The 22,127-nt window shown below is 44.5% G+C and carries 17 protein-coding genes; 5 read left to right on the top strand and 12 right to left on the bottom strand.

Annotation, left to right across the window (positions count from 1 at the left end):
• Positions 1 to 344: 344 nt before the first annotated feature.
• The 10 genes from OCU21_RS07015 to OCU21_RS06970 form a co-directional block, all read right to left on the bottom strand.
• The gene (locus OCU21_RS07015) at positions 345 to 2,150 is read right to left on the bottom strand and encodes a glycoside hydrolase family 2 protein (RefSeq protein ID WP_261806727.1); all 1,806 of its coding nucleotides are present in this window, start codon (positions 2,148 to 2,150) and stop codon (positions 345 to 347) included.
• Between the two features lie 13 nt (positions 2,151 to 2,163).
• On the bottom strand, positions 2,164 to 3,174 hold the full coding sequence (locus OCU21_RS07010) for a Gfo/Idh/MocA family protein (RefSeq protein WP_261806726.1): 1,011 nt from the start codon (positions 3,172 to 3,174) through the stop codon (positions 2,164 to 2,166).
• A gap of 19 nt (positions 3,175 to 3,193) precedes the next feature.
• Entirely contained in the window at positions 3,194 to 4,354 is a 1,161-nt protein-coding gene (locus tag OCU21_RS07005) for a Gfo/Idh/MocA family protein (RefSeq protein ID WP_261806725.1), read from the bottom strand.
• A gap of 3 nt (positions 4,355 to 4,357) precedes the next feature.
• Positions 4,358 to 5,233: a sugar phosphate isomerase/epimerase family protein gene (locus tag OCU21_RS07000; RefSeq protein ID WP_261806724.1), complete on the bottom strand. Its 876-nt coding sequence runs from the start codon at positions 5,231 to 5,233 to the stop codon at positions 4,358 to 4,360.
• 18 nt (positions 5,234 to 5,251) lie between these two features.
• Positions 5,252 to 5,953, bottom strand: a complete 702-nt coding sequence (locus tag OCU21_RS06995; protein WP_261806723.1) for a hypothetical protein — start codon at positions 5,951 to 5,953, stop codon at positions 5,252 to 5,254.
• Between the two features lie 4 nt (positions 5,954 to 5,957).
• Positions 5,958 to 6,830 (bottom strand): carbohydrate ABC transporter permease, encoded by an 873-nt coding sequence (locus OCU21_RS06990; RefSeq protein WP_261806722.1) that lies wholly within the window; start codon positions 6,828 to 6,830, stop codon positions 5,958 to 5,960.
• The gene (locus OCU21_RS06985) at positions 6,830 to 7,714 is read right to left on the bottom strand and encodes a carbohydrate ABC transporter permease (protein ID WP_261806721.1); all 885 of its coding nucleotides are present in this window, start codon (positions 7,712 to 7,714) and stop codon (positions 6,830 to 6,832) included. Before OCU21_RS06985 ends, OCU21_RS06990 begins: the two co-directional genes overlap by 1 nt.
• Positions 7,715 to 7,851: 137 nt before the next feature.
• Entirely contained in the window at positions 7,852 to 9,186 is a 1,335-nt protein-coding gene (locus tag OCU21_RS06980; RefSeq protein ID WP_261806720.1) for an ABC transporter substrate-binding protein, read from the bottom strand.
• A gap of 6 nt (positions 9,187 to 9,192) precedes the next feature.
• Complete coding sequence (locus tag OCU21_RS06975; RefSeq protein WP_261806719.1) at positions 9,193 to 10,242, bottom strand: glycoside hydrolase family 88/105 protein; 1,050 nt, start codon at positions 10,240 to 10,242, stop codon at positions 9,193 to 9,195.
• 250 nt (positions 10,243 to 10,492) lie between these two features.
• Positions 10,493 to 11,203 carry a ribonuclease H family protein gene (locus OCU21_RS06970; RefSeq protein ID WP_261806718.1) on the bottom strand — a complete coding sequence of 237 codons (711 nt, stop codon included), beginning with the start codon at positions 11,201 to 11,203 and terminating at the stop codon, positions 10,493 to 10,495.
• An 87-nt stretch (positions 11,204 to 11,290) separates the two neighbouring features.
• Between OCU21_RS06970 and OCU21_RS06965 the strand changes: the two genes are divergently transcribed.
• From OCU21_RS06965 to cls, 4 genes are all read left to right on the top strand, one after another.
• Positions 11,291 to 12,217 (top strand): alpha/beta hydrolase, encoded by a 927-nt coding sequence (locus OCU21_RS06965; RefSeq protein WP_261806717.1) that lies wholly within the window; start codon positions 11,291 to 11,293, stop codon positions 12,215 to 12,217.
• A 224-nt stretch (positions 12,218 to 12,441) separates the two neighbouring features.
• Positions 12,442 to 12,966 carry a hypothetical protein gene (locus OCU21_RS06960; protein WP_261806716.1) on the top strand — a complete coding sequence of 175 codons (525 nt, stop codon included), beginning with the start codon at positions 12,442 to 12,444 and terminating at the stop codon, positions 12,964 to 12,966.
• Positions 12,967 to 13,242: 276 nt separating this feature from the next.
• Positions 13,243 to 13,935 carry a zinc metallopeptidase gene (locus OCU21_RS06955; protein WP_261806715.1) on the top strand — a complete coding sequence of 231 codons (693 nt, stop codon included), beginning with the start codon at positions 13,243 to 13,245 and terminating at the stop codon, positions 13,933 to 13,935.
• Between the two features lie 187 nt (positions 13,936 to 14,122).
• The gene (gene cls / locus OCU21_RS06950; RefSeq protein WP_261806714.1) at positions 14,123 to 15,592 is read left to right on the top strand and encodes a cardiolipin synthase; all 1,470 of its coding nucleotides are present in this window, start codon (positions 14,123 to 14,125) and stop codon (positions 15,590 to 15,592) included.
• Positions 15,593 to 15,742: 150 nt separating this feature from the next.
• Here the strand turns inward: cls and OCU21_RS06945 are convergent, their stop codons facing one another.
• Complete coding sequence (locus tag OCU21_RS06945) at positions 15,743 to 16,207, bottom strand: hypothetical protein (protein WP_261806713.1); 465 nt, start codon at positions 16,205 to 16,207, stop codon at positions 15,743 to 15,745.
• A gap of 497 nt (positions 16,208 to 16,704) precedes the next feature.
• Here OCU21_RS06945 and OCU21_RS06940 point away from each other — a divergent pair, with 497 nt between their 5' ends.
• A complete protein-coding gene (locus tag OCU21_RS06940; RefSeq protein WP_261806712.1) occupies positions 16,705 to 18,561 on the top strand; it encodes a heavy metal translocating P-type ATPase in 1,857 nt (618 codons plus the stop codon).
• 544 nt (positions 18,562 to 19,105) lie between these two features.
• Here the strand turns inward: OCU21_RS06940 and OCU21_RS06935 are convergent.
• Entirely contained in the window at positions 19,106 to 21,124 is a 2,019-nt protein-coding gene (locus OCU21_RS06935; protein ID WP_261806711.1) for a Cna B-type domain-containing protein, read from the bottom strand.
• Positions 21,125 to 22,127: the final 1,003 nt, after the last annotated feature.

The raw sequence follows: 22,127 nt of genomic DNA, 5'->3' as shown, positions 1-22,127 counted from the left end.
ATTTATTCTGGAAAGACAGCCCTCTAAGCGTATCCATCATTTTAAAATGTCGTAGCCTCATTTGTTTTGCCCCATCTTTTAAAGTATAAAACGCTCATTTTATTGTTTAAAGTCTGACTTCTTCATAATGGCCGAAATCATATTATAACCATCTAATTCAATCCCCTTGCAGACGAGCAAACTCGTGTCAACTGATCTTGAGTGTATTTTAAAATAATTATAGCTGTTAGTAACAGATTTTTAACTTTGAAACTTTTAATTAAAAAAGCCGTTTAGAATCATATCTTACTGATCCCACGGCTTTTTCAATCAATACAGGTTTGTCAATTTACCACTATGACTGCCTATTTATCTATGCTATTTTCAATATAGGCGTCATGATAAAGACTATTGATTGCTTTGATTTTCTCCACCGGGACTTTTGGAAGTCGGTTATATCGAAGCAAGCCGTTAGTTTCTTGTTCTACATCAAACAACTGAGTATAGCAAAATCCCCAAATAGCCTTCGATTGATAAATAGAGCGGATCAATCGCTCGTACTCCTGCAAATACTGCTGATCATCTGCAACTTCAGTATAGCCCCAATCCTTATCTTTATTTGTTTGATAACTGATTCCTCCAAACTCAGTCAACATGATCGGCACCCCATTCCAGTGAAAATCATCTGCATAAACCTGTTTGCCCGCTGGTGAAGATGCTAGGAGGTGTTCACGATCATGCAATTGTTGCTCATATGCCCTTTGCTGCTCCGGCTCATCGACGCGACCATGCGCATAGTTATGGATCGTGCAGATATCAGTTTCAGTTTGACTCCAACCATCATTTGAGACGACTAGTCGGGTCGTGTCCAGACTATGGATATAATGATAGAGCGCTTGGGAAAAATGTTGCTGTTGTCGATCGAATTGAATATTCGGGACTCCCCAACTTTCATTCAAGGGTACCCAAGCAACAATACAAGGATGATTATAATCTCGATCAATAATATCCCCCCACTCTTTCATGAGCCTTTGGACAGAGAGGTCATGGTAGATAGGTGCGGAAGAACACTCACCCCATACTAAGAAACCGAGACGATCAGCCCAATATAAAAAGCGTGGATCTTCAACTTTTTGATGAAGCCGACACCCATTGAAACCCATCTTCTTAGCAAGTTCAATGTCTTGGATAAAGTCATGATCGCTAGGAGCAGTCAATAATCCCTGCTCCCAATAGCCTTGATCAAGAACCAATTTTTGATAATAAGGTCGATTATTTAAATAGATCATCCCATTTTTTTGCGATATCTTTCTCATGCCAAAATAGCTGGAAACTCGGTCTATTTCTTGATCATCAAAAATTAATTTGACCTCAACATCAAACAGGTTAGGATCCTCTGGTGACCAAGAATACCCTGCTCGATGATAATTGGTACGAAAAATTTGATTATGGATCAAATCCACCGAAAAATCAATTTGACTAGTGGTCGGATAGAACTCTCCTGAAACGATCAGCTCATCCTTAAAACAAATCGTGTAACTCAATTTCAATTGTTTCTGAAAGCGATTAAGCTTAGCATTTACAGCAACTTGGCCAGCATCAAATCTTGGTGTAAAGTTAAGCGACTCAATATAAGTTTGGCCAGTATCCTCTAGCCAGACAGTTTGCCAGATCCCGGTAGTTCCAGTATACCAAATCGCAGTCGGTTCACTTTCCCAACTCTGCTTTCCTCGTAAAATCGTTTCATCTTTCCGTGGATCAACGACTCGAACTACTAGGAGGTTATCTTTATCCTTCAGCACAGATGTGACATTGGCTGAGAAGCAGGTCTCCCCGCCTTCGTGATGTGCGACCAACTGACCATTAAGAAAAACATCGGCCTGATAATCGACAGCGCCAAAATGTAGTTGATAGACACGTTGAGGATTTTTATTGATTGAAAAATGCCGCTGATACCAAACAATATCATGAGGCTCTAGCCTAAAGATCCCACTGAGTTCAGTTTGATAAGCAAAAGGAACATTGATCTTATAACCAAACTTATTTGTGCCGCTCTCCCAATGATCTAATTGACCACGATCATCATCATCAAAATCAAAATCCCATTCGCCATTTAAATTCAGCCATGAGTGCCGTTCAAGCTGTGGGCGTGGATATTCGCTTCTTTTCAATTGTATTTCCACCTTATCCTTCAATAGTTTGCCAAGAATCAGTCTTACTCGATCGATAAATACCCTTAACCAACATTAAGGAGTCGATTGCATTCTCACTGGCTAGGCAATCAACCAATATATCAGGGCGATGTTTGATTTTGGCAACAACAGTTTGAAACAATCGTTGGTGACCATTTCCCCAATAGGCTTTTCCTATCACATCGGTAGAACTATCAACAACTAATTCTTCACCATTTATCTTTAATGTATCACTACCCAGCTCTATCGTTGCCTTTTCATAATCAAGCGTAATGAGCGGTGTGGGATCAGAAGAATAATCATTGCTAGCAAAAATTAGGACTGGCGTTTTATCAGCCAATTGGCATGTCGCCATCGCAGAATCTTCAACTTCAATAACACCATCTAAAATGCTGGTCATTATTTTCCCCTTGACGCTAACAGGTCTACCAACAAGCCAACAGATCGCATCTAGAGTATGGATGGCCTGATTGATCAGCACCCCGCCACCCTCAGTTCGCCAATAGCCTTTCCATGGTGCCCTTTGATAATAATCGAGATCGCGATGCCAGGTAACGATCCCCTTCACTCCTTGTAATTTCCCAAATTTATTGGTCTGCAATATTTCTTTTAATTTGACCATCGTTGGGTTAAAACGATTTTGATAGCAAACCACATAGATCCTATTGACCTGTCGTGAGACTGCTAAGACTTGCTTGGCCTCTTCAACAGACAATGCCATTGGCTTTTCGCAAATAACGTGTTTACCCGCACGCAAGGCAGCAATCGCCATCTGTCCATGCAGATAGTGTGGCGTCGCGATCGTGATCACATCGATGTCAGAGCGTTTGATCAGGCTGTCTGCATCAAGATAAAACTGGCATTCAAACCGTCGAGCAAATTCACGTCCCTTAACTGCATCAATATCACAACAGGCCACTAAATGGGCATCCGGGATATTGTTGATTACCGTTGCATGAACATTTGCTATCGACCCACAACCAATGATTCCAAAATTAACCATACTAACTCTACTCTCCACCCTAATAAGTATGCGCCGTATCTAAAAGCTGATCATCATTTGTTTTTATTTTTGAGTGAGCGATCTGTGCTTCGAGATGGGTCAAGAATAAGTCCTCATCGATTGGTAAATCGACCCAACGATGTTCCCACGCAGATAGATAGATGGCATTTGAGATTGAAAGACCATAGACCCCATCACTTGCTGGACTGACCAGCACTTCATCAAATAAGATATGGTCAACAAAATTCTGAACTACTTTTGCGTGTCCTGTCTCACCATCAAAGTCGACTGGGATATCGATTTTCCATACCTCTGGACTGCCAAAACCACCTGTGAAGTTTTTGTTCCAATCGCGTTCGTCGACTGTATTCTGCCAAAAGCTGAGTTTGCGATCTTCAATAACGATTTTTCCTCTTGATCCTACGATCTCAAACCGGTTAGTTCCTGGTGTTTCGGTTGTGGTCGTTACAAATACACCAGTGGCACCATTAGCATATTCCGCATAAGCGGTCACTTCTGTCTCAACTTCAACCTCACGCCGTTTACCAAAATAAGCAAAGCCCATGATTCGCTGGGGCATTCCGCAGATCCACTGCCAAAGATCTAATTGATGGGGATCCTGATTGAGCAATACACCGCCACCCTCACCGGCCCATGTTGCCCGCCAACTACCCGAATCATAATAACTTTGAGAACGATACCAATCTGTAATGATCCAATTGGTTCTTCGGAGCTCACCGATCATTCCTGTACTGACTAGTTCCTTAGCCTTTTGATAGACCGGATTCATTCTTTGATTATACATCAGTGCATAAACAAGATCTGGATGAGCCTTAGCAGTTTCCAAAGCTTCATTGACTTTTTTGGTATAAACACCGGCTGGTTTTTCACTTAAGACATGCTTATGTGCATTCAAAGCTTGGATCGCGATCGTCGGATGCGCATAGTGTGGGGTCGCAATAATAACCGCATCCACATCTGGATCAGCCAAAACGTCCTCATCGCTGCCATAGAAGTGGTAGTGTTCCCCATATTTTGCTTTTGCTAAAGCTAATTTCTGCGGATTCGTATCGCAAAAAGCAACTAATTCAGCATGCTTAATTTCCCCTGTCGCCAAATAGCCAGCATGTAGATTGCCAATATTACCAACGCCGATAATTGCAATTCGTAATTTTTTCATGTTTCACTCCCACTTTTGACCCAGCTGTTCAACTAGTAGCTCTTTCAAAGCATTGCTAGCAATCGTAAAAGTACGCGCGCCATTTGACTTCTTATGATTAATTGAAACTGCCTTGCTTTCTAGCCGTTCATAGCCTTCAAAGGTTGACAAATGTGGTTCTAACGATAAATAGCCTTGATAATTATCTTTCGCCAATTGTTCCAATACTTGCGCAACCTGTCCATCGCCAAGACCTGCAGGTGTGACCTCACCATTCTTAAAATAGGCATCTTTGATATGGACATATGCGATATAAGGCCGCAAGAGCTCATAGGCATGTGGATATACTTGAACACCACATTGAACAAAATTAGCTGGGTCGAAAGCCGCCCTTAATTGCGGCGAATTTATTCGTTGCAACAATAAAGCGCAACGCTCAGGGGTATCACCAAAAATTTCTTTTTCATTCTCATGAAGTAGCGTGATTCTTGGATAATTCGCAGCGATCGTCATAAATGCTTGCCAACGTCTGAAGACTTCATCTTGATAACGGTCTGCAACGGCATCACTTTCCAAATAGAAACTAAAAACACGAACGAAAGGACTTTGAAAAATCTCAGCAAGCTGCAACACATGTTCAAATAGCTGTTTTTGCTGTTCAAAATCATCAGTTATTTTTATTTTACCAATCGGAGAAGCAATACTTGATACGTTGATTTCGTGTCTAGTCAATTCTGCCTTGTAGGCTTTGGCCTCATCAAGTGTGAATTCACTAACATTTTTGCCATTGATTCCTCTGATTTCAATATTGTGGATATTGTTCTCTTTTAGAACTTGGATCTGCTCTGCTAATTTTGGTGAGATCTCATCAGCGAAGCCAGTGATCGTAAAAGCAGTCATAATCTTTTCTCCCTTGATTTAAATTTTATAATATAGTTTGAGCGCATGTCGAACAGAACGATAACTTAATTTATATAACAACCAAAAAGTAACCACATTTCCAAGTAAGATATTTAGTATTGGTGTCGAATAGCCTGCGCTAAGCCAGAGCGCTAACACACCCGTGATCAGGATCGTCAAAATAACTTTGCGCCAGCTTAAATAACAGGCAAGATATACTTGCTTACGAAAACTCATCGAAGGACCCCTAAAGGAGTCAATAAACAAGTAATTAACGATCATCCCGCCAAAAAAAGTACCAAGAATAATAAAGGGAATGATCATAAACCGTAATTCATTGTGTTGCATGATCAAATAAAATTCGCTTACATAAACCATCAGGCCAAGAACGATCACAGAACTACCAAGCCAGGTTTTTTTAGTCTGGTCACGCCAACAGCCGATGAATAGTTGAAAATATTGTTTTAATTTTTGTTGTTCATCCTGTGCATATAACCCATCAATTCCCAAAATCAGCGCTTGCAGATTAGGAAACAATAAAACGCCAGTGATCGCGTAAATGAATCCAGTCAAGGGTGTATATTTTAAGAACATATTTGTTAATATCCAAGGTAGACTAAAAATAATGAAGATCAGGCAAAGTTGTGCTATTCCATAAAAATGATAGACGATTTTACTGATCGATTGCGTTCCGAAAGGACGTTTCATTTTATCAAACATCTGATTACCCCTTGATCCCGCCGGCGGACATACCGTCAACAAAACTCCTTGAAGCGGAGAAAAAGAGAACGAGTGACGGTATCAACGCAATCAACGACATTGCGATCGTTTGATTCCATGGCACAAATCCTGAGGAAGCATCTGTCGCCATTTTCAGAGCGATCGCGACAGGAAACTTAGAGACACTTGACAAATAGATTAGTGGCTGCAGGAAGTCATTCATAGACCAAATAAACTGAAATAATACCACAGTAATAAGGGCCGGTTTCATCATTGGTAAAAGAATTTTGATCAAAATTTGAAATGAGTTACACCCATCGATAATAGCCGCTTCATCATATTCTCTAGGAATACCACGCATAAACTGGACGAGCATAAAAACAAAAAATGATTCTTGCGCAAAAAGGGTTGGTAAAATCAATGGAACGTAGGTATCCAGCAAGTGGAAATCACGCCACATGAGGTAAAGTGGAATCCGTGTAACTACAGCTGGTAAGAATAAAGTCGCAATCACGATACCAAAGAAAAAGTTCTTTCCAGGAAATTCAAAACGAGTAAATGCATACGCCGTTAGCGAACAACTAACTACAGTAAATATTACTTTAGGAATTACGATTTTGAACGAGTTCAAAAAATAAGTTGCAAATGTATATTCGGTTCCGGTCTTCCACCCCTTAACATAAGAACTCCAATCAAAATGCTTCGGTAAAAAGCCGATTGATCCAAAAATCTCAGCATTTGTTTTAAAAGACGCTCCTAATAGCCAGATAATCGGGTAAATCATAATGATTGCTGTCACGATCAGCAAGATATAACGCCAAGTCGCGTTTATAAGGTGATTACGTCTTACTTTATTATTAATTGTTTCCGCATCCATTAGTTATTACCCCCATCTGAATAATAGACCCAGCGATCGGACGTCTTAAAGATCACTAGTGCCAAGATCGCAATGATCGTAAAGAGGATCCATGACATCGCACTGGCATAGCCCATTCTAAAATTTTTAAACGCATTATCATAAATAATAAGTGATGTGAAATAAGTTGATTTGGTTGGCCCTCCATTTGTAATCAAAAATGGGCCATTGAACTCCTGTAACTTATTTACTAATTGCATCACCAAATTAAAGAAAATGGTCGGCGTAATCAATGGAATCGTGATTTTAAAGAAAATAGTCCATTTCTTGGCGCCATCTACCTGTGCTGCTTCATACAGATCTAAGGGAATCTGTTGTAGCGCCGACAAAAAGATAACCATTGAAGATCCAAATTGCCAAACCCCTAAAATCACTAGAACAAACATTGCGTTTGAAGGTGAAGACAACCAGCCCACTTGCTTACCGCCAAGCGATGTGATCATTTGATTGACCAAACCTTCCTTAGTGAACAGAAACTTCCAGAGAATCGCAACCGCAACATTACCACCCAAAATCGAAGGCACATAGTAGGCGGTTCTAAAGAAGTTGATTCCTTTTAACTTAAAATTCAAAATAAATGCTAAAAACAATGCAAAAGTTAACTGAATAGGTACTGTTAATATTGTATATTCAATCGTAACTTTCAAAGAATTTAGAAAATCAGGATCACTTGTAAACATTTCAACATAATTAGCGATACCAATAAATTTAGGCTTGGAGATCAGATCATAATCCGTAAAACTATAAAAAAGGGAACTGACGAATGGATAGATCGTAAACACTAAAGTCCCAATCAACCATGGTGTGAGGTATAACAATCCTGTATAACGTTTTCGACTCTTCAATATATTCGCCTCCAAAATAAAAGAGAATTCATTTCCCAACACTTAACAAAAGTGAGCGAGCCGAATTCTCTTTTTCAGACTATCAACTTCTGACAAGCTGTGCTCTTTTTCTACAAATCAACCGCACTTCTCACTTATCATTTGGCCTTACTTTTGACTTGTTTTACCGCTGCGTTGACTTTAGTGATGATTTGCTTAGCAGCTTCTTTTGAATTGATTTTACCAACACCAAAACTATCCGTGATATCATTGTATGCTGTAGCAATTTGACTCAATTCCATATAGCGGCTTTCCATCACACCCTTTGTCGCATTGCTGTAGCTAATGGCCTTTTTGGTAATATCATCGATCTGATCATTTTCTTCGAGGATCTTCTGTGCGTTTGTGTTAACGGGCAACCCACGAGAAGTTCCCATTGCTTTTACACCTTCAGGATCATTTAGGATAAAGTTTAAGAACTTGGCCGCTTCCTTAGGGTGCTCTGAATGCTTAGACATGGAGAAAAGCATTGTCGGTTTCTTGATAGCGCCATCGCTCTTTGCGCCTTCTACTTCTGGGAATGGTGGAATGTCTAACGTCATCCCTGTTTGCTTCAAGTTGGTACTGAAGCTATTAAGCACCGCAGTCCAATCAAAGAATCCTGTTAATTTGCCATTCAAAAATTCCTTAGTCGTTGCAATGGAATCATGGCCAACCGTATCCATGACCCATTTTCGGGATGGGGAAACGCCACTGTCTACCATTTGTTGATACCAATCAAACCCATCTTTCAATTCACTCTGGCTATAATTAATATTGCCTTCTTCATCTAAAAACGATTTACCAGTCTTTTGGGTGATATAACAAATAATGTCTAGGAATGTTGAAAATTCTACAGGGTAGTAACCATCAGGCAGTTTCTTGGCAACTTCTTCCCAACCCGTCCAAGTTTTTGGATATTCAGTAATGCCATATTTATTCAAAATATCTTTATTAACTGCAATGACTCGTGTATTCTCACCATGAGGAATCCCATTCAACTTGCCATTGATTTCACCGGCTTTAAGAATATCGTCAGAATATCCGGAAAGATCGATGATTTTTTTATACTTATTTAAATCAGCAAAACCTTCGCCTTTTGGTGAGAAATTCAGATACCAATCATAGTTGATCTGCATAACATCCGCTTCAGTGCCCCCAGATATTTGCGTAGCCATTTTTTGGTCAAAGCCATCCCAACCACTATACTCAGCCTTGACCTTGATTTTTGGATTTGCTTTTTCAAAGGCCTTGATTGCTTTCAGCGTATCCTTGTGCCGATCATCATTACCCCACCAAGAAAAACGAATCGTCACCTTACCGTCTTTAGTGTCAGCACTTTTATTGCCACTACACGCGGTCAGACCCAAGCAAGCTAATACGGTCATTGAGGCAATCAATAACTTTTTTGTCAAACGCTTCATTATATTTACTCCTCCTAAATTTATGATCATGATATTTTAAGCAAGTTGTGATAGTGCCAGGATCGATAATGCTTGCCCATATGGCATATCTGTAATTGCAATATTATTGTAGAAATCCCGATCTTGGCCTACTGGCGTACCCGAAGAAACACTTCTCACATGTCCCACAGAATCGATTTCCTTTAGCACACCGACTGTTGCACCAGCAATCGCTTGATCTACCTTATCTCCATTTATTATCTTCAACTCTTTTGCACGGATCATTCCATAGAGAAATCCTGCTGTTGCGGATGTTTCATCGTAAGAAGTTGGATCATCCAAAACTGTTTTCCACAACCCAGTTTTGGATTGCAATGGTAATAATGCCTCAATTTGATATTTGAGCGTGTTCCGTAAATAATCGATTTCAAAGCGATTTAACTGAGCCGAACAAATTTCTAGAAATTCAGGAATAAAGATCGAGATCCACGCATTACCTCGGCCCCAAAAAACTGGTGAAAATTTACCTTTTGTGTCAAAATTCCAGCCATGATACCAAAGGCCATTTTCGCGTTCCATCAAGAACTTACTGTGAACAACAAACTGGTTCATACTGGCGGCCACATATTCCGAACGATTTAGAACTATTCCGATTTTTGCTAATGGCAGCACCGCCATCACCAAAGTATCATCCCATAACTGATGCCGATTGATCGAGCCAAACGTATCATGCTCAAAGCCGCCAAATGGTGTTTTATTTAAATCCTTTAAAACCCACTCTGCCCACTCCAGCAAATAGTTCTCAGTATCAATATTTTTTAAAACCAATTCATCTTTCAGCGTTGCTAAGGTCAGGATTGGGATGACCCCATTCACATTTAGTTCACGTTCCGGAATCGGATAGTGAAGATTCTTCGTAAACCAAGTCTGAATAATTTCTAACAATTCCGGATCTTGATTCTTTTGATACATTTTCGCTAGCCCATAAAGTGCAACACCTTGGGGCCAGTTCCATGAATCCCAACTCTTATCATCAACCAAACCAACCGAAGTTTTATAAGTGAATTCACCGCTTGTGTCATGTAAATCTATTAAATAATTCAACATTGCTACTGTCTTGTCCTTAATTTCGGCAGACAGTTGTGGATTAGATAGAATTATAACCAGCTCCTCCAAAAATGATATAAGCGCTTACAATAACAGTGTACTCGATTCGCTTACTCACCTGAACCCAAAAAATAGTATAAAATCCTAAGAAAACAGTGCTCATTAGTAAAAAGGTCAAAAAAACCTGAAATTTCCTAAATAACAGGAATTTCAGGTAGATCAGATAGTATTTATGTCGATCGGCTTCATGCTACATGCGATCCATCGCCTCATTCAGCAGCCGATCGACATGATTATTACCGGCATTGTCGGCGTGGCCTTTAGTCCATGCTAAGGTCAAATCAGAGAAGGTTGGCAACAGTTGTTGGATCTGTTGCCACAATTCCAGATTGGCGATAATGCCGCCGGAGGCTTTACGCCAACCTCTCTGGGACCAACCACGTAACCATTTCTTTTTGATCGGGTCCAAAACATAGTGAGAATCGCTAGTCAAAAGGATCGTCTGTGTTTGGAGATTTTTGCTTTGAAGGGCCTGTAATGCGTTGATCAGCGCCAATAATTCCATTCGATTATTGGTGGCGCCCCATTCGCTACCGCTGTCGCTAAAAATAGTGCCATCGGGTAATTGGATCGAATAGGCCCAAGCGGCGCGATCAGCCGCATTGACATGTTGTCCCAATTTATTGCCCGTATTGCGCGAGCCACCGTCAGTGTAGACTTGGATCCCTTTTGGCGCTGTTGAGTCCGCAGCGGTCTTTACCGGGATCGTGGCGTGGGGCTGAAGAGGAGAACGTTGCTGGTCGCCAGTCTGTTGCTCAAGCCACATCTGGGCCTCCTGGTCACTAGCAAATCCGTGATAGCGGGCGTTGGCGAACCCGCTGACTTCGGCTTTGGCCGTTTCCCAATCGGTATAGATCCCGGGGTGCCGCCCGCGAGCAACTGCATAATAACGCTGTGCCATAAAAATTCCTCCATTAAAGTTGTTAATTTTTCTTTTGATTTATATAATGTTACTTGAGAAGTAAGAAGTAGAATGGATGGGTAGTTTTTGAAAACGAGTAAAAACACGACTAAAACTTGGGCAAATTTCGCCTGTGGGGTCGCGCTGGGGTTCGTTGGCGTTGGAGGCGCACTGCGACAACATCAGCGCGCCCGCCAGCGCTATCAAAAGGAACAGTATACTAATGCGCAGCGGGCAGATCACGGTTTGACCGCCGCAGAACGCGCCCGCCCGGATCAGATCCCGACGATTTATGTTCATGGGTTTCGCGGCGGTGATTATACCACGAATAAAATGGTGCTGAGCGCTCAAAACGCGACACGATCCGATACTTTTCTTAAAGTGATCGTCAATTGGCGCGGCGAACTCAGCTACGAGGGGCAATGGTCGACTGGTCCTTATCCTTTGATCCAAATCGTTTTTAAGGATAAATGGATGCCAGTTTTGCAGATCGTCAATTGGCTCAATATCGTTTTACCACAATTGAAAAAGGATTTCGGCTTTACCGAATACAACGCTGTGGGCCATTCCATTGGCGCGACGGCTTTGGTACGCGTGGAAATGCGCAATTACGCCAATGATGCCTTCCCAAAATTAAACAAATTAGTACTGGTCGCCGGGGTCTTCGATGGCGTTGTTGCGCTAGGCGACTGGCCCAATGTCAATCGACTCAATCACGAGGGGCGCCCTGTGATCATGAACCCACACTATTTACAGCTATTATTGGGACGGCACCGTTTCCCCGCCAATGTTAGTGTCTTGAATATCTATGGCAATATCGGCGACGCCAGTAATACCGACAAGTATATCAGTGTGATCTCCGCTAAGTCGATCCGTTACATCCTTGCGCCGATCGCAAAAACTTTCAAAGAGGTCGAAGTGTTGGGCAAGGACGCTGAGCATTCGAAACTCCACGATGACGACAAGGTCTTGAATCTGATCAACCGTTTCCTTTTCAATCATCATCCCAATTGATCAAGCTTTGATCTTAAACGAGTCTGGGCCGGCTCTTGAGTTCGGTCGAGGCTCGTTTTGACTATCTGAGTGGTCGCGTTTAAAAATACCAGAGTGGCGACTTTAGACAGGCCTACTGACTTTATAGTCAAGGAGGCAATCCGTAAACTTCGCGTGAGCAGAACGATAGCGTCGCCCTATTATCTCACACTCACTTACAAACACAATCTTCAAGGAGGTCGCCGATGACAAAATTTGAAAAATATCACCCAATTTTAACCGAGCATTATACCTTAGATTGGTTGACCACCGCGTCACTTAAAGACGCGCAACACTTATTGGTCCAATTGCCACTGACGGCAACAGTCAATCGTGATTACACCCAAACGGCTCATTTCCTACAACAGAATATGTTAGCAATCATGAGGAATCAACGGCTGCTCTGGGGGATCACTGCTCGCGTAGCAGCGCGTTTACAAGGGATCGCTCAAATCGAACCCCAGCAACAACAAGCGCGCTTACTGATCAGTCCCACGCCACAACTCAGCGTGCCTGATCAGGCACGACTTTTTCAAGAGATCCTCTTGCGACTCAGCGCCTTTAGCTTTGTCGAATTGGCCTTGACGTCAGTCGTTTTGAATACAGCTGAATTAACGCAAGTTCAAGCAACGATTTTGGCTGAGCAAGGATTCGTCTTGGCTCCTGATCAACAAACTTGGCGTTTGGATCGCCAAGTCACTCTGTCTGGCAATGTTGGTAAAACTGATTGAAACTTGCACTTGAGCGCAACGATCTCAGGTTGAATGGCTGTTTAAGCCAGCTCCAGTTGCGCCCCGCTCTTGACCGTCGTCGCTCACCAGTGGGCACACTTAATTAAAATGATATTTGCCCGGCATCGCCAGCACTTCAGCAAAAATTTTACAAGCACACTTTAGACTTGTGCCAAGTAAAAGTCTTCCAACCGGTTAGTTTTTTATAGGCGGCGTGGTAGAATGGTGACAAGTAGTCTGCCCCTAATCTCGTGTTCTAGGAAAGGATGTTGACCCATGTTCTTTTTTGACCCAACTTATATTCTGGTGATCCTTGGCTTAGTGATCACAGGGATCGCCGCCGCGCGTGTTAACAGCACTTTTCGTCATTTTGACCAGATCCACAGCAGTCAAAACCTAACTGGCGCCGAAGCGGCCGCGCAGATCCTCGCCTCTGAGGGGATCACTGATGTTACGATCCAGCAAATCAATGGGAATCTGACCGATAATTATAATTCAGGTAATCGCACGTTGAGTCTGTCGCAATCAACTTATAATTCTACTTCGGTCGCAGCGATCGGCGTTGCCGCCCATGAAGTCGGTCACGCTTTGCAGCACCATCAAAATTATCTCCCGCTCAAGATCCGTTCAGGGATTTTCCCCTTGGTCAATATTGGATCAACGATCTCACTACCGTTGATCATCATTGGGGTGTTGTTCAGTTGGAACCAGACCTTGATCAACATTGGGATCTGGGCCTTTGCCTTGGTTTTGATTTTTCAAGTCGTAACTTTGCCAGTGGAGTTCAATGCCTCCGCACGGGCCTTGAAGATCTTAAGCACGGATGGCTTATTAACGTCTGAAGAAGTGCCAATGGTGCGCCAAGTCCTGACTGCGGCAGCACTAACTTATGTCGCCGCCGTTCTTTCCAGTCTGCTACAACTTTTACGACTGGTGCTCCTTTTTGGTGGGCGCAATGATCGCGATTGAGTCAAGCTGGAACAGAACAAAAGGTGAGTACGAGCTACCAGCTGATAAAAGAGTCAACCTGATCAGCGTCTCGGATTTCGGTCCCAGTCTCACGTCCAAGCAGCGGAACAACGGTTGCGTGGGATCGACAAAATCGTTAAACTGATATCATTAGGTTTTTTGTATGGGGATCGATTAGGGGAGTAACATGAATTTACGGATTGTTTTATTGATTATTATCGGTTTACTATTGGTCAACACGCTAGGCGCGATCATTACCGTCTTTCACCGGCCACGAAGCATTCCCGCAACTTTAGCTTGGTTGCTGGTCTTGGTGCTTTTGCCCGGAGTAGGCTTTTTGATTTACGCCTTTTTAGGCCGGGGGATCGCCCGGGAGAATATTTTTGCCTTGAATCACCAGGATCATATTGGGTTGGCTCATCTAAAAGATTTGATCGCCCATGACCTCCCTGCCAATAATGACAATCACGATCAAGCAGACACCACGAAACAAGCGGCTGGTCTGATCGAATATTTTGACCGCGCCGAGGATTCACCGGTCACCCATCATAACGATGTGCAGATCTATACAGATGGTGAAGCTAAGTTCGCCGCGGTCTTTAAAGATATCGAAGCGGCCCAACGTTTTGTCCACGTGGAATATTATTCCTTTTATAATGATCAGATCGGCAATGATTTCTTGGATCTGTTGGTCCGTAAAGCCAAACAAGGCCTAGAAGTTCGCCTGATCTATGATCCATGGGGGTCACCGGGCACTAGTCGCAAATGGTTCAAGCCGCTACGCGCAGCAGGTGGCGAGGTCGTTCCGTTTATCACATCTCGCGACTTGATCCGTAAAACACGACTCAACTACCATTTGCACCGTAAAGTCGTCGTTATTGATGGTCAAGTCGGTTGGACTGGCGGCTTCAATGTCGGCGACCAATATTTAGGCCGCAGTAAAAAATTTGGTTATTGGCGCGATACTCATGTGCGGATCATTGGTACCAGCGTGTTGGCCTTGCAAGAACGCTTCATCATGGATTGGAACGCCTCGATCGAACATTATCGCCAACGGATTTGGTTCCGCGAAGAATACTTCCCGCAAACCGTGGCGATCGCCATGGGGCACACACCGATCCAGATCGTTTCTGATGGCCCTGATACGGAGGAGGACATCCTCAAAGGCGGCATGATGAAAATATTGCTGACGGCGAAGAAATCGGTTTGGATCCAGACACCCTACTTGGTCCCCGATGATTCAATGATCAGCGCGCTTTCCGTCGCCGCGCGTTCTGGGATCGATGTACGCGTGATGGTCCCTTGCATGCCCGACCATCCCTTCATTTATCGAGCCACACAATATTATGCCAACTTACTGACCAGTTTCGGGGTCAAGATCTATATTTACACCAATGGTTTTCTTCACGCGAAAACAACTGTCATTGATGATCAATATTGTTTTATTGGTTCGATGAATCAGGACTATCGTAGCTATTCACTGAATTTCGAGTGTAACGCCTACATTTATGACGCCAATGTCAGCCAACAAGTCAGCGCGATTTTCCGCGAAGATATGAAAAACACCTACTTGTTGACACCGGAGATCATTGCCCGCCAATCCCATTGGCTGCGCTTCAAACAGTATTTCTCGCGATTATTGTCACCGATCTTGTAACTTATTCTGATACACCACAGTGTTCTTCCCAATCCAAAAAAGCAGTAGCGCTAAAAATGCGTTACTGCTTTTTAATGGCTATTCTATTTTATTAGGTCAAGAACTGCCAATAGCTGATATCAAAGTAGCCATTGGCAAAATCGGTCATGCTCAGGTCAAATGATCGACTTCGATTTTGACTGTTTCTGGCAATAACTGGGCCAGCGCTTTTAGTAAAACTTCCATATGCTGATTGAAATTCAATTGGATCTGTTGTTGATCATTCACAACGAAAACCATGATCACACGCGTTTTCCCATTAGGTAAGGTCACCGGCAAAACTTTCAACGCGGTGATCGTTGAATAGTCGATCACACGAGAGAAGAGTCCGCTAGAAACTAAACGCTTGGAACCGATCCCTCCGACCCCATCCATGAAATTCATAGTGAAAAAAGCGGCCAAAAGAATGACGAATGAGAAATTGGTGATCGGCATACTTAAAGCCCACCCACCAATCAAGAGGCTAAAAATCAGCGGTGTATACTTATAGCGAGCCCGGATCACGATCTGAGACTGCCAATAGATACCAAAAGCCATGCTAGCCAGCAAGGCGGCAATTAATAGATAGATCATCATCGGCGCAACACCTCCGTTACTTTTCTATATATCAATTCTACACTTATCCCCGAGAAATAACAGCAATTCTGTTCAATCTCCAGCGATATCAGACTAAAGACGGATTTTACGAGCAGCGACTTCGATCAAGGCTGATAATAATCGAATCTCCAGCAATTACCTGATTTTAATGATATACTGGGCCTGTAGATATAAGTCCCTTTTAAATGAATTTGTAAAAATTTCTAATTGACTCGCATGATTTCTGCGCTTCCGCTTTTTTGGAGATAATTAATAAAAAGATCGTGCAAAATCTAAATCAGTTCCATTAAAATTAAACGTCACCGCCAATAAACATTGATATATCAAGCATTTAACCTTCGTGGTTTCACTTATTTATAACAAGCTCTTTTTTAGACTCATTCTAATTTACATCACAATTCTTCTATGCTATACTGACGATGAACAGGTCAGGATGGCTTTTTTTAGTTGGACTGACTTCGAAGGAGGAAATTTTTATGGCACATCAAAAAAAATTTCTGACGGTTTTGGCAGTCGGATGTGTGGCTTTGATCACACAATTTCTGTTTCATCAGCCAATTGCAGCACAAGTTATCGTCACCGTGATGGGGGCGATTTTAGCCTTGTCCATGTTTGTGGAAATGGTCAAGACTTTGAAATCAGGTAAGTACGGCGTGGATCTGCTGGCGATCATGTCGATCGCGGCCACGTTGAGCGTCGGTGAATATTGGGCCAGCTTGATGATATTGGTCATGTTGACCGGTGGCGATTCATTGGAGGATTACGCCGCCAACAAAGCCGGCTCCGATCTGAAAAATCTTCTCGACAACTCGCCGTCCATCGCCCACGTTCAGGAAAATGGCGGTTTAGTTGATAAATCCATTGACGACGTGCAATTGAACGATGTCGTCGTGGTCAAACCCGGTGAAGCCGTGCCAGTAGATGGGATCGTCACCGCCGGCTCAGGGAGCTTTGACGAGTCATCGATGACTGGTGAATCCGTTTTGATTCCCAAGAAAGTCGGCAGCGACTTGTTATCAGGGACCGTTAACGGCGACACCGCGGTTACCATGCGGGTCACGCATTTGGCCGCCGATTCGCAGTATCAGACGATCGTCAAATTGGTCAAAGAGTCCGCGGACAAACCGGCGCATTTCGTCCGGATGGCCGACCGTTACGCCGTGCCCTTCACGATCATTTCCTTGGTGATCGCCGTTGTGGCCTGGATCATTTCCGGCGATCCCCATCGGCTCGCCGAAGTTCTCGTAGTGGCCTCACCTTGTCCGTTGATTTTAGCGGCGCCGGTGGCTTTGGTTTCTGGGATGAGCCGCTCCAGCCGCAACAGCATCATTATTAAATCAGGCACCAGCATCGAGAAGCTGGCCAAAGCTAAAACAGCCTTCTTTGATAAAACGGGGACGATCACCACAGGCCGTTTGAACGTGATCGCCGTTCACCCGGAAGCTTGGTTATCTGAGGCCGAATTTATCAGCGCTTTAGGTAATTTGGAGATCCAATCGAATCATATTTTCGCTCGGGCCATCGTCCGTTATGCCAACGACCAACCTGATTTCGCCGCGGCGCAAGTCGATGATTTCAGCGAAGTCGCTGGTGAAGGTGTCCAGGGGCGGTTCGCGGAACACGAGATCAAAGCGGGCCGCGCGACCTTCATCGCCGCGGCGCCAGCGGAAGTTCAATTAAATGAAGGCGAATCCGTAATCTTCATGTCGATCAACGACCGCTTCGCCGGCTATGTCACCTTGGCCGATCGCATCCGCACGGAAGCGCCCCAAACCATCAAAACATTGCGGCAACAAGGTTTGTCACGGCTGGCCATGTTGACCGGCGACAAGCAGGAAACGGCGGAGCACATTGCTGCCCAAGTGGCGCTGACCGAAGTCCACGCGGAATGTTTGCCCCAAGAGAAAATCAGCCTGATCACCGAAGCACCCGCCAGCGACCGACCAGTGATCATGGTCGGTGATGGCGTCAACGACGCGCCGGCCTTAGCCGCCGCTGATGTGGGCATCGCCATGGGCGCGAATGGCGCCAGCGCCGCCAGCGAATCCGCCGACGCCGTGATTTTGAAAGATGACATTTCCAAAGTCGCCACCGCCGTCGAACTGGCCCGTGACACCATGAAAGTGGCGCGGCAATCCGTGATGATCGGGATCATTATTTGTACCGTCCTCATGTTGATCGCCGCCACTGGTGTGATCCCAGCCTTGTTTGGCGCCATGCTCCAAGAAGTCGTCGATACCACGTCGATCCTCTGGGCGCTGCGGGCGCGGATGTCCCACGAGAAGTTGAACAAGCAAACGCCACCGGCACAACACAAGACGGAAACGGCTTAACTCAACTGTAACCTCATGAAAATCGGACGATCTTAAAAACTGAAGCGCGCATATTAAAAAGCAATCGCATGAAAAATGCGATTGCTTTTTTGAAACGTGCTGTGCTCAACTGATTTCTGTGCTTAGCTACGTTCTGGCTTTGGTTGATTCATCCAGAACTTGTCTTAGTTTATCAGACAGACTGCGGTGGTGTCACCAATTCAAAAGCTGGTGACCACCAGCCACGGTCGTCAATTGCGTGGCTACTCATCAATTGGCCATAGCCTGCCAAATGGCGTGAGTGCTCAAACGGCTGTTAAAACGTTGAGCGGCTGGAGCGGAGAAATTCGGGGTGAGATCGCCGTGAAATTGGTCTTAGTGGCTTTGCCACTTAGACCAAGACTCAGCTTTGAGATTTTCGGTGGTTTTCCGAAAAGCTCAAAGTGACGCCCACAGCGAGCTCACCCCGAATTTTGCAGCGCAAGCTGCGGCCATCATCAAAACGTGCTCACCACCTCAGTGCTTGAATATTAGCCGGAGTGGTGAGCACTCTTTTCACTTACTTCTATTTCGTCCGTTTATGGCGAATCAGGCTAACGATGCCCCAGATCACTAGTGCTAATAACACCACGCCCGAAACCAACAGATTGGCGGGCATCTGACTTTCGCCAGCTTGCGGTAACTTGCCCGCTTGGTCGGGGCGCTTGTCATCATTGGTCAGTCCTTGATCATCATCTGGGTCTTGACCATCCTGGTCAGTGTTAGTGTCCGTATCTGGATCTTGCTCGTCTAGTGTGTTGGTCAAGGTGATCGTATTCCCCTTGGTCTGCACGCTGGTCTGGTAATCAGGTAGCTTGGTCGCTTCCGTCATCGAATAAATAAAATCTTCGCCTTGGTTATTGAACTTCGGCAGATAAACGTCAGTGCCATCGGTCAGGCTAACTTGACTGATGGTCTTTTGCCATTGGTCTGCCGCCGATAAAGTCAAGGGTGCCGAAGTCGTCCAAGCCGTCTCATCAGTGGTTTTGCCGCGGGTCAAATTGACTTGGACCTGATCAGGGCGCTGACCCAAATGATTATTTTGATCTTGCCACAACTTGATCAGACTTAACTCGACACCGGGCGCTTTGACTGATGGGATCGGGAAGTCGAACGCTTCCTGACCTTCACTAGTTGGATCCAAGGTCGTCCGGCCGTTGGTCAAAAGCCAAGTTTCCGGTTTGAAATTGTTGGCTTCTGTATCGATCCGCACTTGGTAGGTCAGAATCAGCTGTTGATTAGCACCTAGCTCGATCCCGGTCATCTTGATCTGACCATTTTCTGCGCTGACCCGAACACTATTCGTTAACTGCGCATCGGTCTCTGGTTGCCATTCACTTTGTTGATCAGCCCGCTCCTGCCCAACGAGTGTCCAACTAGGATCATTCGCTTGAAAACTGCTTGCCAACAGTAGCCCACTTCCTAACGGATCAATGACGGTCCCGTTTGGAATCGTGTCGTCGATCTGAGCCGCGATACTACCCAACGCCTCACTCAGATCGGCCATTTCTCCATCAATCTCACGATAATAGCTAGGCTTGTCAGCAATATTTCGAGCCAAAAAATCACCATGTTTTTCAGGTGCCACACCAACCGAAAAAGTAATAATATCTGGATTTGAACGTAGATCTAAAATCGTACCCATTGTATTCTTGACAACGGTATCGACGGCAGTTTTGTCATAAGTCAAATCAGCATTCGATGTTTCTTTATCACTAATATAAGTCGCAATGATCGGTGTGCCTGTCACAGTTTGATATGTGTCCAAGCCCGCAGGCGTTTGATAAACTCCACTGGGCACGATTGAACCTTGAGGAGTAGTCTTTTCTACCCCACTCATCGAATAAGCCCGGTTCGCCTCACCATCACCAACATGGACTAAAATTCTTGATTGGGCTGTTGAATCAGCCATCAACATGTTTTGAGCACGCAATAGGCCTTCTTGGACAAAGGTTCCCGAACTCGTATCTAGCTTGACCTCTTTCAAGAACGCTTTAAGCTTAGTAGCGTCTGTTAAAAAACCGCCTGTATCTTTTAAGGTCCGATTATAAGCTACAATCGCGATCCTAACCTCATCCTTATTCAAAGAATCTGATAACTCATCAACAAATTCATTGACACCAGCAATCGCATTGGCTAGCTTTTGCGGATTCTTATCCATCGTACTGGAGTAGTCCATCACGATGGCGATATCCACTGGTGTATTCACAACCTGCGAATTACCCCGAATCGCTAAAGACACGTCAAATAACCCTTGGGTACTGGTTTCCTTAACAGATTTCTTCACTGAAGCTGCCGGTTGGACTGTGACACCATCGCGATTATAAGCGGTGAAATGTTCCGTATCGCCGCCATTATAATTCCAAGTGTCCGCGCCACTACCAGCCAGATCCGCTTCACCGTCATTCAGCGTCGTGCCATTATTTTGGTCATAGCCGAATGTGCCGATCGTCGTCGCTGCCGCTGCCTGTTGAACCTGGGTGCCACTGGCTAGCCCGACCAGCAACAGTCCGACCAACAATAAGTTCCGTACTATTTTCTTCAAAAAAATCCACTCCCTTACAACCTAATTTACCTAAATGCCACACTAACACAAAATTGACCCCTGCCAACAAAAAAAAGCGTTCTCCAGATCGAGAACGCCGCGATTTTCCAAAATCTGTCGATCGCATTTTTCACAGCGAGACCGCTGTTTATCAGCGTTAACGATGGTACTTCTGATCATTGAACTGACTGCGGACTGATCAAAAAAGTTATTGAACCAATCAGTCAATCAATGCAACCCAAGTTTACCAAATCGGCTCGTAAACAACAAGGGGCTTGCTGATTTCCTACATCTCGGTTATTACTTCCACTGCGCGGTTCGGAGGTAAGATGCTATGGGCGGCTGTGCTGTTTCAATCTTGGCCGCGGGCTACGTTGCGTATGGCGGGCAAGCTCGCTGTGCTTTACTCCTGTATCTTGGCCGTAACTTCCACTGCGTGGTTCGGGGTGAGCTCGCTGTGGGCATCTGTCTCCTTTCAATCTTGGCCGCGGTCTGCGTTGCGTATGGCGGGTAAGCTCGCTGTGGGCATCACTTTGAGCTTTTCGGAAGTGCACCGAAAATCTCAAAGCTGAGCCTTGGTCTAAGTGGCAAAGCCACTAAGACCAATTTCACGGTGATCTTACCCACCACACTCCACTCCGCCCGCTCAACCGTTTTAAGCAAATCAAGCTGACACGCCATAGTGCCTGCTCGTGTGAATTGACAAATCTCACCGCATTTGACGACCATGGCTAGTGGTCGCAAGTTCGCACAGATAGTGACATCGTAACAATCGCCTTGATAATCACCGGCAACTCTAGCCAAGCAGTTGAAACTGCCAGAGAGGGCTTTCTCACTAAATGAAGTGGTACTATTTTGTCCGCCACACTAGCAAAAGCACTTCGCAAACTGCTTCGCCAAGATTGCAGATATGCTCGATACTGCCCAGCAACCGCCTCAGGGCGTGTGGCTCAGCAGTGAAATTTGTCTTTGTAGGTGCGCCAGCAGCTACTTAGACAAAGGC

Source organism: Lapidilactobacillus luobeiensis (genome assembly GCF_024345205.1).
In the GTDB taxonomy this organism is placed as follows: Bacteria; Bacillota; Bacilli; order Lactobacillales; family Lactobacillaceae; genus Lapidilactobacillus; species Lapidilactobacillus luobeiensis.
This window is presented reverse-complemented; position numbering and strand designations above follow the sequence as displayed.